At 75.3% G+C, this 11,817-nt stretch carries 12 protein-coding genes; 6 read left to right on the forward strand and 6 right to left on the reverse strand.

Annotation, left to right across the window (positions count from 1 at the left end):
• Window positions 1–2: 2 nt before the first annotated feature.
• Window positions 3–1,499, reverse strand: coding sequence for a glycoside hydrolase family 3 protein (locus GA0070610_RS17680; protein WP_089001063.1), 1,497 nt, complete (start codon window positions 1,497–1,499; stop codon window positions 3–5).
• Window positions 1,500–1,677: 178 nt separating this feature from the next.
• Here GA0070610_RS17680 and GA0070610_RS31705 point away from each other — a divergent pair, with 178 nt between their 5' ends.
• From GA0070610_RS31705 to GA0070610_RS17695, 4 genes are all read left to right on the forward strand, one after another.
• Window positions 1,678–1,800: a hypothetical protein gene (locus GA0070610_RS31705; protein WP_255474757.1), complete on the forward strand. Its 123-nt coding sequence runs from the start codon at window positions 1,678–1,680 to the stop codon at window positions 1,798–1,800.
• Between the two features lie 92 nt (window positions 1,801–1,892).
• Window positions 1,893–2,843 carry a TIGR03557 family F420-dependent LLM class oxidoreductase gene (locus GA0070610_RS17685; RefSeq protein ID WP_089001064.1) on the forward strand — a complete coding sequence of 317 codons (951 nt, stop codon included), beginning with the start codon at window positions 1,893–1,895 and terminating at the stop codon, window positions 2,841–2,843.
• Window positions 2,844–2,982: 139 nt separating this feature from the next.
• On the forward strand, window positions 2,983–4,614 hold the full coding sequence (locus GA0070610_RS17690; protein WP_089001065.1) for a RecQ family ATP-dependent DNA helicase: 1,632 nt from the start codon (window positions 2,983–2,985) through the stop codon (window positions 4,612–4,614).
• 65 nt (window positions 4,615–4,679) lie between these two features.
• Window positions 4,680–5,183 carry a hypothetical protein gene (locus GA0070610_RS17695; protein WP_089001066.1) on the forward strand — a complete coding sequence of 168 codons (504 nt, stop codon included), beginning with the start codon at window positions 4,680–4,682 and terminating at the stop codon, window positions 5,181–5,183.
• A 68-nt stretch (window positions 5,184–5,251) separates the two neighbouring features.
• Here GA0070610_RS17695 and GA0070610_RS17700 read toward each other — a convergent pair whose 3' ends face one another.
• Both GA0070610_RS17700 and GA0070610_RS17705 read right to left on the reverse strand, forming a co-directional pair.
• A complete protein-coding gene (locus GA0070610_RS17700) occupies window positions 5,252–6,025 on the reverse strand; it encodes an ABC transporter permease (RefSeq protein WP_231925664.1) in 774 nt (257 codons plus the stop codon).
• Window positions 6,018–6,977, reverse strand: coding sequence for an ATP-binding cassette domain-containing protein (locus GA0070610_RS17705; RefSeq protein WP_089001067.1), 960 nt, complete (start codon window positions 6,975–6,977; stop codon window positions 6,018–6,020). The genes GA0070610_RS17700 and GA0070610_RS17705 overlap by 8 nt, the downstream gene beginning before the upstream one ends.
• A gap of 98 nt (window positions 6,978–7,075) precedes the next feature.
• Here GA0070610_RS17705 and GA0070610_RS17710 point away from each other — a divergent pair, with 98 nt between their 5' ends.
• Both GA0070610_RS17710 and GA0070610_RS17715 read left to right on the forward strand, forming a co-directional pair.
• A complete protein-coding gene (locus tag GA0070610_RS17710; protein ID WP_197697751.1) occupies window positions 7,076–7,831 on the forward strand; it encodes a TetR/AcrR family transcriptional regulator in 756 nt (251 codons plus the stop codon).
• Window positions 7,832–7,938: 107 nt separating this feature from the next.
• A complete protein-coding gene (locus GA0070610_RS17715) occupies window positions 7,939–8,976 on the forward strand; it encodes an AraC-like ligand-binding domain-containing protein (RefSeq protein ID WP_089001069.1) in 1,038 nt (345 codons plus the stop codon).
• Between the two features lie 142 nt (window positions 8,977–9,118).
• Here GA0070610_RS17715 and GA0070610_RS17720 read toward each other — a convergent pair whose 3' ends face one another.
• The 3 genes from GA0070610_RS17720 to GA0070610_RS17730 are packed head-to-tail and all read right to left on the reverse strand — an operon-like array spanning window position 9,119 to window position 11,737.
• Entirely contained in the window at window positions 9,119–10,102 is a 984-nt protein-coding gene (locus GA0070610_RS17720; protein ID WP_089001070.1) for a DNA topoisomerase IB, read from the reverse strand.
• Entirely contained in the window at window positions 10,086–11,039 is a 954-nt protein-coding gene (locus GA0070610_RS17725) for a glycosyltransferase family 9 protein (protein WP_089001071.1), read from the reverse strand. The genes GA0070610_RS17720 and GA0070610_RS17725 overlap by 17 nt, the downstream gene beginning before the upstream one ends.
• On the reverse strand, window positions 11,036–11,737 hold the full coding sequence (locus GA0070610_RS17730; RefSeq protein ID WP_089001072.1) for an SDR family oxidoreductase: 702 nt from the start codon (window positions 11,735–11,737) through the stop codon (window positions 11,036–11,038). The genes GA0070610_RS17725 and GA0070610_RS17730 overlap by 4 nt, the downstream gene beginning before the upstream one ends.
• Window positions 11,738–11,817 lie beyond the last annotated feature (80 nt).

The raw sequence follows: 11,817 nt of genomic DNA on the forward strand, positions 1-11,817 counted from the left end.
GGTCAGCGGCCCGCCAGCAGGCCGGCGGCCGCGTGGGCGGCGGCCCGGGTGGCGCCGTGGGTGGCGACGTGCACCGCCCCGGTGACCAGCTCGGGAACGCCCAGCTCGACCACGACCGCGTCCGGGCGGGCCGCCAGCGCGCGGGTCACCGAGGCCCGCATCCAGTCGTGCCGGTGCAGGTCGCGGACCACCAGCACCACACACCGGCCGGCCGCCCCGGCGGTCGGGTCGGCGGGCACGTCGGCCTCGGCGTAGCGGACGGTGGTGGTGCCGGCGATCAGGTCGGCCAGCGGGGCGGCGACTCCCCACGGGGTCTCCGGACCGATCGCGATGTTGCGCGGCGGCTCGAACTCGACCACGTGCGCGGGGCCGGCCAGCGGCAGGGCGCCGACGCCGGCGGGCGCGGTGGTGACCCGCAGCGCCCGGCGGGCGGCGGCCAGCCCGACGGCCGAACCGGCGGCGGTGGGGCGGTGCCGGGGTGGCCGCTCGGCCCGGGCCGCGACGGTCCAGGCGGCGAGCTGCCCCACCCGCTTGGCCGCCTCGGTGAGCCGTTCCTCCGGCAGCTCGCCGGAGACGACCGCCGCGACGATGGCGTCGCGCAGCAGCCGGGCCGACTCCTCGTCGGCGCGTTCCCCGCCCACGCAGATCGCGTCGGCGCCGGCCGCGAGGGCGCGTACCGCCGCGCCCGCGAAGCCGTACCGGTCGGCGACCGCCCGCATCTCCACCGCGTCGGTGACGACGACGCCGGAGAAACCCAGCTCGTCGCGGAGCAGCCCGCCGAGGATCCGGCCGCTGAGGGTGGCCGGCAGCTCCGGGTCCAGCGCCGGCACCAGCAGGTGGCCGGTCATCACGGCCTGCACCCCGGCCGCCACGGCGGCCCGGAACGGGGCCAGCTCCACGGCGTCGAGGCGGGCCCGGTCGGCGGTGATGCGGGGCAGGTCGTGGTGCGAGTCGACCTTGGTGTCGCCGTGCCCGGGGAAGTGCTTGGCGCAGGCGGCGACCCCGCCCGCCTGGAGGCCGCGTACCCAGGCGGCGGTGTGCCGGGCGACCAGCGCGGGCTCGGCGCCGAAGGCGCGTACGCCGATGACCGGGTTCGCGGGGTTGGAGTTGACGTCGGCGTCGGGGGCGTAGTTGAGGGTGACGCCCAGCGCGGCGAGGTCGGCGCCCAGGTCGTGGGCGACCTCCTCGGTCAGGGCCGGGTCGTCCACCGCGCCGAGGGCAAAGTTGCCGGGCCGGGAGCTGCCCCGGGCAGACTCGATGCGGGTCACGTCGCCGGCCTCCTCGTCGATGGCGACGACGACGTCGGGGCGTTCGGCGCGCAGGGTGGCGGTGAGCGCGGCCACCTGCTCCGGATGGACCACGTTGCGGGCGAAGAGCACCACGGAGCCCAGGCCCTCGCCGAGCCAGCGGCAGATCCAGGGCGGCGGTGTGGTGCCGACGAACCCCGGTTGCAGGACGGCCGCGGCCAGGGCCGCCAGGCTCTCGTCGCGCCCGCTCACGCCGGCCCGCCCGCGTGGTGGCTGTTGTGTCGCTCGCTCATGCGGTCGTCGTACCCCCGTCTTCTCCGCGCCCGGCGGCCCGCCACCTGCGGCGGTGCTGACATGGTCACACCGCGCGAAAAAATAGTCAATAAACCTTACAGTTGCCGTCCGGCGCGGAGCTGGGGACAGTTCGGGGATGGATCCCCTGCTGCTGGCCGACGCGACGAGCCCGGCCGACATCCCCGGCGTACGCCTGCTCGGCCTGGTCGTCGGCGGCCTGCTGCTGCTCGCCGCGATCCGCGCGATGTTCCGGCGCTGAGGCGCCACCCGGCGCCGGCGCCCGCGGTTCGACGGCGGCCGTCGGGGTACCGCCTGCCTCGTTGGACCGGTAGGAAACCGCGAGGGGGAACGATGAGGATCGGGTACTTTCTGTCCACCGAGGAGTACACGCCGGCCGAGCTGCTCGAACAGGCGCGCGGAGCGGAGCGGGCCGGCTTCGAGGCGCTCTGGATCTCCGACCACTACCACCCGTGGACGGACGCGCAGGGCCAGAGCCCCTTCGTCTGGTCGGTCATCGGCGCGCTCAGCCAGGTCTGCCAGCTCCCGGTCACCACCGCCGTCACCTGCCCGACCGTGCGCATCCACCCGGCCGTCGTGGCGCAGGCGGCGGCCACCAGCGCGGTCATGCACTCCGGTCGGTTCGTGCTCGGCGTGGGCAGCGGCGAGGCGCTCAACGAGCACATCCTCGGCGACGCCTGGCCGCAGACCGACGTGCGGCTGGAGATGCTGGAGGAGGCCGTCGAGGTGATGCGCGAGCTGTGGCGGGGCGGCTTCGTCAACCACCACGGCAAGCACTACACCGTCGAGCACGCCCGGATCTACACCCTGCCCGAGACTCCCCCGTCGGTGTACGTCTCGGGCTTCGGCCCCAAGGCCGTCGACCTGGCCGCGCGCATCGGCGACGGCTTCGTCAACACCTCGCCCGACGCCGAACTCGTCCGGCGGTTCCGGGAGAACGGCGGCGGCGACAAGCCGTGCCAGGCCGGCTTCAAGGCGGCGTACGCGCCGACCGAGGAGGAGGGCGTGCGGATCGCGTACGAGCGCTGGCCCAACGCCGGGGTGCCGGGCGAGCTGTCCCAGGTGCTGCCCTCGCCGCGGCACTTCGAGCAGGCCGCCGAGCTGGTCCGGCCGGAGATGATGAAGGACGCGTTCGTCTGCGGGCGGGACACCGACGCGCACCTGGCGAAGATCGAGGAGTACGCCAAGGCCGGCTTCGACGAGGTCTACGTGGCCAACACGGGCCCGAACTGGCAGGGCCTGCTCGACCTCTACCAGCGCGAGGTCCTCCCCCGCGTACGCTGACCGCGACGCCTGCCGGGGCGCCCGGAGCAGGACCGGGCGCCCGCCGGCGGGCCGCCCGCGCGGCGGCGTCGGGAGGGCGGGACGCGTCACGTCGGCGGGCGGTTTCGCCGCTGATCACGGCGGGTACCTCCGGCCCTCGATGAAACTGTCCACGCACTCGACGACACTGCGCCGCGCGGCGAAGAGCCTCTTCGGCTGGACCGCACTGCGGCCCCACCAACTGGCCGCCATGCGGGCGGTGATGAAGCGCCGTGACGCCCTGGTGGTGCTGCCCACCGGTGCCGGCAAGTCGGCGATCTACCAGATCCCGGCCAGCCTGATCCCCGGCCCGACCGTGGTGATCTCCCCGCTGCTCGCCCTCCAGCAGGACCAGATCGCGGCGCTCAACGAGCGGCAGCGGCCGGAGTTGCGCGCCGTGCGGATCAGCTCGAACGAGTCGGCCGCCCAGCAGGCGGAGGCGATCGCCGAGATCCGCGACGGGCGGGCCGAGTTCCTCTTCATCACCCCGGAGCAGCTCGCCAACCCCGACCGGATGGCCGAGGTCAGGTCGCTGAAGCCGGCGCTGGTGGCGATCGACGAGGCGCACTGCATCTCGGCCTGGGGGCACGACTTCCGCCCCGACTACCTGGCGCTGGGCCACCTCATCGACGGCATCGGCCGGCCGCCGGTGGTGGCGCTGACGGCCACCGCCTCCCCGCCCGTACGTGACGACATCATCGCCCGGCTGCGGCTGACCGAGCCCGAGGTGGTGGTCTCCGGGCTGGACCGGCCCAACCTGTTCCTCGAGGTGGCGCACTGCCCGACGGAGGACTACCGGTGGCGGCGGCTGATCACCCTGCTGAGCGACGACACCCGGCCCGGCATCATCTACGTGCCCACCCGGCGCTCCGCCGAGGAGCTGGCGGCCCGGCTCACCGACGCCGGCTTCCCGGCCCAGTACTACCACGGCGGGATGGCGGCCGGGGCCCGCGCCGAGCTGCACGAGGCGTTCCTCGCCGACCAGGTGCCGATCATGGTGGCCACCTCGGCGTTCGGCATGGGCATCGACAAGCCGAACATCGCCTGGGTGGTGCACATGGCGCTGCCGGACTCGCCCGACAGCTACTTCCAGGAGATCGGGCGGGCCGGCCGCGACGGCGCCCCGGCCCGGGTGCTGCTGCTGTGGCAGGCCGAGGACGTCGGGTTGCAACGCTTCTTCAGCGGCGGCCTGCCGGACCCCGACGAGCTGCGCGACCTGTCCGCGCTGCTGCGCAAGAAGGCGCGCAACAAGAAGGAGCTGCGCGAGGTCACCGGCCTGGGCCCCCGCAAGCTCGGCCAGTACCTGGCCCTGCTGGAGCAGGTGGGCGCCGCCGAGCCGAGGGCGAAGCAGCGCATCGGCGCCCCCCGCTACTCCCCCGCGCCCGTGGACGCCGCCGCCGCGGCCCTCGCGGAGGCCGAGCGGCAGCAGACCGTGACCCGCTCGCGTACGGACATGATGCGGGCCTTCGCCGAGACCACCGCCTGCCGGGGGCAGACGCTGCTGGCGTACTTCGGCGAGCAGATGACCGAGGTCTGCGGGCACTGCGACAACTGCCACGCCGGCACCAGCACCCCCGACGACGGCTCGGTGGGGCCCTTCCCCGTGCACAGCCAGGTCCGGCACCCGGAGTGGGGGCACGGCCTGGTGCTGAGCTACGAGGAGGACCGGATGACGGTTCTCTTCGACGAGGTGGGGTACAAGACGTTGTCCGTCAGCGTGGTGTCCGAACAGGGCCTGCTGACCCTCGACTAGCCTGAGCCGGGCTCCCCCTGTGGGCCGCGGACGACGAGCGACATCAGTACGGAAGGGGCGTTGCCGTGATCGAGCAGCCGGCGTACACCGGGTTCGGTTTCTCCGACGAGGAGTGGGGGCTGCTGGTCGGCCTGCCGCAGTCGGTGCTGACCGCGGCGAGCGCCGCCGAGTCCGACGGCACCCGCCGCACCATGGCCGAGAACGCGGCCGGGCTGGAGACCATCGCCGCCGGCCGGGAGTCGGCCAGCCCGCTGGTCGCGGCCGTGGCCGGCGAGATCGTCTCGCGGGTCGGCGACCCGGAGGCGGGCGAGGAACTGCCGGTCATCGCGCCGTCCGACCCGCGCGCCTACCTCGAGGACGTGCTGGGCCGGGCCCGGGAGGCGGCGGTGCTGCTGGCCGCCCGGGCCGACGAGGGCGAGGCCGGCGCGTACAAGCACTGGCTCGTGGACATCGCCGAGCAGGTGGTGGGCGCGGCGTCCAGCGGCGGCATCCTGGGCCTCGGCGGGGACGTGGTCAGCGACTCGGAGCGGCGCTTCCGCGACCGGCTCTCCCAGGTGCTCAACGACTGACGCGTGAACGACGACGGCGGCACCGGACGAGGTCCGGCGCCGCCGTCGCGTACCCGGGGTGGCGGCGGTCAGGCCACGCGGCGGCGGAACAGCACGGCGGTCAGCGGCACCGAGACGGCCAGGACGCCGAGGCACCAGGCCACCGCCAGGGGCGGGGCCGTGCCCGTCGGGGTGCCCAGCAGCAGGGCGCGCAGCGTCTCGATGACGGGCGTGACGGGCTGGTGGTCGGCGAAGCCGCGGATCCAGCTCGGCATCGTCTCCACCGGCACGAAGGCGCTGCTCGGATAGGGCAGGAACATCGCCAGGAAGGTGAAGCCGCTGGCGGCCTCCGGGGTACGGACCAGCAGGCCGAACGCGGCCGACAGCCAGGACACGGCGAGCAGGAAGAGCAGCAGCACCCCGAACGCGGCCAGCCAGCGCAGCGGGTCCACGGCCGGCCGGAAGCCGATGGCGACGGCGAGGGCCAGCACCAGCACGGTGGAGACGGTGTTGCGGGCGATGCTGGCGACGACGTGCCCGCCGAGGATCGCGGTGGCGCTGACGTCCATCGTGCGGAACCGCTCGATGACCCCGTTGGTCAGGTCGGTGGTCACGCTGACGGCGGTGCTCGCCGCGCCGAAGCTGGCGCAGAGCAGCAGGACGCCGGGCACCACGTAGGTGACGTAGCGGGTGCCGGTGTCGATCGCGCCGCCGAACAGGTAGACGAAGAGCAGCATCAGCAGCACCGGCAGCAGCAGCGACGTGAGCAACGCGTCGACGTTGCGGCGGGACAGCCGCAGGCAGCGCGTCACCATGACGACGGCCTCGCCGGCGCGGGTCGGACGCAGGGTCAGCTCAGACACGGGCCACCTCCGGGTGGGCGGTCACCGGGTCGCCGGTGAGGGTGAGGAAGACGTCGTCCAGAGTCGCCTCGCGGACGATGAAGCGGGCGAGGCCCCGCCGGTCGGGGTCGGCATGGTCGAGCAGGTGGCGGATCTCCGCCGCGTCGCCGCCGGTGGCCACCGCCAGTTCCAGGCGGGCCTGGTCGCGGTGCGTGACCCGGTCGCCGAGCCGCTGCCCGGCGGCGGCGAAGCTCTGCGCGTCGCGCAGCGTCAGTTCCAGCCGGTGGGCGCCGAAGCGGCGCTTGAGGTCGGCCGCGCTCCCCTCGGCGGCGAGCCGGCCGCCGTGCAGCACGGCGATCCGGTCGGCGAGCCGGTCGGCCTCCTCCAGGTACTGCGTGGTGAGCAGCACCGTGACCCCGGCCCCGGCCAGCTCGGCGACCACCTCCCACAGGCCCTGCCGGCTGCGCGGGTCGAGGCCGGTCGTCGGCTCGTCGAGGAAGATCACGGACGGCTCGCCGACCAGGCTGGCCGCGAGGTCGAGGCGGCGGCGCATCCCGCCTGAGTAGGTCGCCACCCGACGGCCGCCGGCGGCGACCAGGTCGAAGCGCTCCAGCAGGTCGGCGGCCCGCCGCCGGGCGGCGGCCGGGGCCAGCCCGGCCAGCCGGGCCATCATGCGCAGGTTCTCCGCGCCTGTCTGCTGGTCGTCGAGCGCCGCGTGCTGGCCGGCGAGGCTGATCGCCCGCCGCACCCGGCGCCGGTCGCGGACCACGTCGTGGCCGTCCACCCGGGCCGTGCCCCCGTCGGGCGCGGTCAGCGTGGCCAGGATCCGTACGGTCGTGGTCTTGCCCGCCCCGTTGGGGCCGAGCAGGGCGTGCACGCTGCCCCGGGCCACCCGCATGGTCAGCCCGTCGAGCACCGCCACCCCGCCGTAGCGCTTGCACAGGTCGACGGTCTGCACCGCTGCTGTCTCCATCACCCCTCACCCTCCGCTTTCTGCGTACGACATACGCTGTTCTGCGTAGACCATACGCAGAAGTTAGGATGGCGGTCAACGACGCACCGGGAGGTGGGATGAGCGACGCCGACGTCGAGCTGCCGGAGAGCATCGAGCTCGCCTGGGGCCTGCGGGAGCGCCCCGGCAAGGGCCCCCGGCGCAGCCTCACCATGCAGCAGGTGGTGGCCGCCGGCATCCGGGTGGCCGAGGCCGACGGGCTGGCGGCGGTATCGATGAACCGGGTGGCCGGCGAGCTGGGCGTGGGGACCATGTCGCTCTACCGCTACGTCTCCGCCAAGACCGACCTGCTGGAACTCATGGCCGACACCGGCTACGGGGACCCGCCCGCGCCACGCGGCCCGGACGAGGGGTGGCGGCCGGCCCTCGCCCGCTGGGCGCACGCCAACGTCGCGGCGATCCACCGCCACCCGTGGATCCGGCAGATTCCGATCGGCGGCCCGCCGATGGGCCCAAACGGGGTCCGCTGGATGGAGCAGGGGCTCGCCGCCCTGCGCGGCACCGGCCTGCGCGGTGTCGAGCGGCTCTCGACGATCCTGCTGGTCAGCGGGTACGCCCGGTACTGGGCCACGCTCACCGCCGACCTCACCGAGGCCGCGGCGCGGGAGCAACTCAGCCCGGACGAGGTCGGCGCGCGGTACTGGCAGCAGCTCGAACGGCTGACCCGCAACGGCCCGTACCCGGCGGTCCGGGAGTTGCTGGCGGACGCCGAGGACGAGCTGGACGAGGAACTCGATGCGGAGTGGCGGTTCGGCCTCGACCGGATCCTCGACGGCGTCGAGGCGCTGATCCGCAGCCGCACGGCCACGCGCTGAGCCGCCGGCGCGCCCGGCCGCCTCGACGGGCGGGCCGGGAACGCCCTGGGCACGCGGACGCCCACGATGGACAATGGCCACTCGAACTGCGCGAGGACGGGGAGCGGATGCTGCTGCGCAACACCGTCGACACGACTGCGGTGCCGGCGGCCGAACGCTTCGAGATGTGGCTCGACCTGGTGGCGCGTACGGCGTCGCCGCTGCGCATCCGCACCGAGCACGCGCACGACTTCGCCGCCCGGGCCGAGATCGTCGAGCTCCACCCGATCCGGGTGGTCAACTACCGGTATCCGTCCCTGGATGCCGTCGGGAGCTCCCGGCTGGTGCGCGAGTCGGCCCCGGAGATCTACACGCTGGCGCTCACCGTCGACGGCGACGGCGCGGCCAGCCAGGCCGGTCAGAGCAGCGTGCTCGGGCCGCGCGAGTTCATCTTCTACGACGGGTCACGGCCGCACGGAGTGCGGCACGTCGGCGACGACGGCGGCCGCCAGCCGGCCCGCTCGGTCGTGGCGATCATCCCGCACGCCGCGCTGCCGCTGTCGCCGGACCGGCTGGCGCCGCTGCTCGGCGGCCGGATGTCGGGCACCGAGGGGATCGGCGCGCTGCTGGCCCAGTTCCTCCTCCAGATCGCCCGCCACCCCGAGCAGTACCACGCCGCCGACGCCCCCCGCCTCGGCACCGTCGGGCTCGACCTGGTGTCCACCATGCTGGGTCGGCACCTGGTGGCCGAGGACGCGATGCCGACGGAGGCCCGCCGGCGCGCCCTCGTCACCCAGATGCGGGCGTACATCCAGCGGCACCTCGGCGACGCGACGCTGAGCCCGCAGGTGGTGGCGGACGCTCACCACGTCTCGCTGCGTACCCTGCACCGGCTCTTCGAGGCCGAGGAGTCGACGGTCGCGTCGTACATCCGGGAGCTGCGGCTCGCACGGTGCCGGCACGACCTCGCCGACCCGGGCCTGCACGGCCAGCCGGTCCAGGCGATCGGGGCCCGCTGGGGCTTTCCCGACAAGGCGCACTTCAGCCGGGCCTTCCGCAAGGCGCACGGCGTCGGGCCGCAGGCGTGGCGGGCCGGCCAGGCGCAGGACGCGGCACGGGAAGTCAACCCGGCGGCGTCCACGGTCAACCCGGTCGCGGCAGACTGACGCCGAGGTGGCCGATCCCCGCCCGCCACGGCACCGGCGGAGCGGGATCGCCAACGGGGGCCGCGGCGAGCCGCCCGCCGCCACGGGGGAGGCGGGCGGCCGCCCGGTGACCACCGGGGACGGCCCCGCACCGGCGGCCGGCTCAAGCGTCCTGGAGCAACTCGAGCACGATCCGCTCGGCCTTCTCGCGGGGCGTCGCGGGCTCGACCGGGGCGACCACGCCGTCGTGGAAGAGGTCGACCACACGCGGGTCGACGTAGGACGTGCGCGCCACCGTGGGGGTGTTGCCGAGCAGCTCCGCGACGTCGCGCATCACCGCCGCCACCGCCCGCCTGCCGGCGGTGGCCGAGCGCGGCGGGCCCACCGTCGCCAGCTCGGTCGCCGCCAGCACCGTGGCGTGCCAGGTCCGGAAGTCCTTCGCCGTCATCTCGCCGCCGCTGGCGTCGCGCAGGTACTCGTTGACCTCGTCGCTGCGCACGTCGCGCCAGTCCCCGCCGTCGCGGTAGCCGAACAGCCGGTCGGCCGAGCGCCGCCGGCGGCGCAGGTTGATCAGCACCCGGCACAGCTCCGGGTCCTCGATGCGGCGCACCTGCTCGACGCCGCCCTTCGCGGGAAACTCGAAGACCACGCAGCCGCCCCGGGAACGGGCGTGCTCGGGGCGCAGGGTCGACACCCCGAACGTCGGGTCGTCGCCGGCCGCGTACTGGTCGCTGCCGACGCGGAACATGCCCATGTCGAGCAGCCGGGTCACCGTCGCCAGCACCCGGTCGCGGTACAGGCCCCGGCCGGAGATGTCCCGCCCGACCCGCTCGCGCAGCACCGGCAGCCGGCGGGCCACCTCCAGCACGTGGTCGAACTTCGCCTCGTCGCGCTTCTCGCGCCACTTCGGGTGGTAGAGGTACTGCTTGCGCCCCGCCGCGTCGATGCCGGTGGCCTGGATGTGCCCGTTCGGGTACGGACAGATCCACACGTCCCGCCAGGCGGGCGGGATCACCAGCTCACGCAGCCGACCCAGCTGGTCGGGGTCGCGTACCGGCTGCCCGGACGGGTCCAGGAAGAGCCAGCCCCGGCCGCGCCGGCGTCGCCCGTACCCCGGCCTGCCCGGATCACTACGCCGCAACCGCACCGGACACCCGCACCGCCCGTTCCACCTCGGCCACGGCGGCCACCACCTCGTCGACCCCGATGGCCGCCAACGTCGGATGGCTTCCTACCCCGTCCCACCTGGACAAACCCTGTCCACCCGCCCACAGCGCCCGGTGCCGGTGCCGGCCCGGCGGCGGCCCCCACCGCGTCGGGGGGACCGGCCCGAAGAGCACCACCGACGGGGTGCGGTAGCCGGTCGCCAGGTGCGCCACGCCCGTGTCCCCGCTGACCACCAGCCGGGCGTACGCCACCAGCGCCGCCAGCCGGCCCAGATCCGTCCGGCCGGCCAGCACCGCGTCGGCGGGCAGCCCCGCCCCCGCCGCGATCCGCTGCGCCGTCGCCCGCTCGTCGGGGCTGCCGGTGAGCACCACCCGGTGCCCCCGGGCGGCCAACTCCCGGGCCAGCGCGGCGAACCGCCCGGGCGGCCAGCGCTTGGCGGGGACCTTGGAGCCCGGGTGCAGCACGGTCACGCCGGTCGGGACGTCGCCGGGGGCCGGGCGCGTCAGGTCCAGGTCGGCGCGGTCGGCGGGGATGCCGTACCAGTCGAGCAGCCGGCACCAGCGGTCGACCTCGTGTTCGTGGGCGCGCCAGTCGGGGCCGTCGCGGTGACCGGCCTCCGGGCTGGCGTAGGCGAGCAGCCGGCCCGGGCGGGTGCCCGCGAGCATCCGGTGCGACTCGGGGCCCCGCCCGTGCAGGTTGACGGCGACGCGCGGCGCCCGCAGGGCCGCACCGGGGCGGCCCAGCCCGTCCGTGGGCACCAGCCGGTCGACGCCGCCGACCAGCTCCACCAGCGGCGCCAGCCAGCCGGGCGCGGCGAGCACGAGCTCCCGGTCGGGATGGGCGGCGCGCAGGGCGCGCAGGGCCGGGGCGGCGGTGGCGAGGTCGCCGACGCCGAGGGCGCGCAGGACGAGGATCACGGGTACGAGGTCTCCTGGTCGGCGCAGACGACCATCTCGCGTACGGCGCAGCCAGCGGGTTGGGACAGCGCGAACATGACGGCGGCGGCGGTGTCGGCGGGGTCGTTCAGCACGGCGTCGGGACCGGGCTTGTACGCGGCGTCGCGCTCGTCGAAGAAGGCCGTGCGCATGCCGCCGGGGACGAGCAGCGTGACGCCGACCCTGCCGGCCAGCTCGGCGGCGAGGGCCCTGGTGAAGCCGACGACCCCGAACTTGGCCGCGCAGTACGCGGTCGCGTCGGCGACGGCCTTGACCCCCAGCGTGGAGGCGACGGTGACGACGCTGCCCCGCGAGGTCTCCAGGAACGGCAGGGCGGCCCGCACCACGGCCGCCGTGGCGAGCAGGTCCACGGCCACGATCCGGTCCCAGGTCTCGCCCGGCACGTCCGCCAGCTTTCCCGGCACGTCCATCCCCGCCGCGGTGACCACCGCGTCCAGCCCGCCCGACCGCTCGGCGAGCTGCCGGGTGGCGGCCTCGGCGGCGCGGGTGTCGGCCAGGTCGCACTCCACCCACGGCACCCCGTCGGCGGGTGCCTGGCGGTCCAGCACCAGCGGCCGACCGCCGGCGCGGGCCACGGCCGCGACCACGGCGGCGCCCAGCCCGCTCGATCCGCCGGTGACCAGCACGGTGCGCCCCGCGCCGGGCGGCCCGCCGCTCATCGGGTGCCCTCCGCCGCGCCCGGTCCGCCGAGGGCCGGTCGGCCGGCCCGCACCCGTGTCGGCCCGTCGGCCGGTGTCCC

Origin of the sequence: Micromonospora echinofusca (genome assembly GCF_900091445.1) — a bacterium.
Classification (GTDB): domain Bacteria; phylum Actinomycetota; class Actinomycetes; order Mycobacteriales; family Micromonosporaceae; genus Micromonospora; species Micromonospora echinofusca.

Excerpts from the sequence above, each read along its gene's own strand:
- GA0070610_RS31705 (WP_255474757.1), top strand. The coding sequence starts at position 1,678 with ATGGATCCCCTGCTGCTGGCCGACGCGACGAGCCCGGCCGACATCCCC.
- GA0070610_RS17685 (WP_089001064.1), top strand. The coding sequence starts at position 1,893 with ATGAGGATCGGGTACTTTCTGTCCACCGAGGAGTACACGCCGGCCGAG.
- GA0070610_RS17690 (WP_089001065.1), top strand. The coding sequence starts at position 2,983 with ATGAAACTGTCCACGCACTCGACGACACTGCGCCGCGCGGCGAAGAGC.
- GA0070610_RS17705 (WP_089001067.1), bottom strand. The coding sequence starts at position 6,977 with ATGGAGACAGCAGCGGTGCAGACCGTCGACCTGTGCAAGCGCTACGGC.
- GA0070610_RS17710 (WP_197697751.1), top strand. The coding sequence starts at position 7,076 with ATGAGCGACGCCGACGTCGAGCTGCCGGAGAGCATCGAGCTCGCCTGG.
- GA0070610_RS17715 (WP_089001069.1), top strand. The coding sequence starts at position 7,939 with ATGCTGCTGCGCAACACCGTCGACACGACTGCGGTGCCGGCGGCCGAA.
- GA0070610_RS17730 (WP_089001072.1), bottom strand. The coding sequence starts at position 11,737 with ATGAGCGGCGGGCCGCCCGGCGCGGGGCGCACCGTGCTGGTCACCGGC.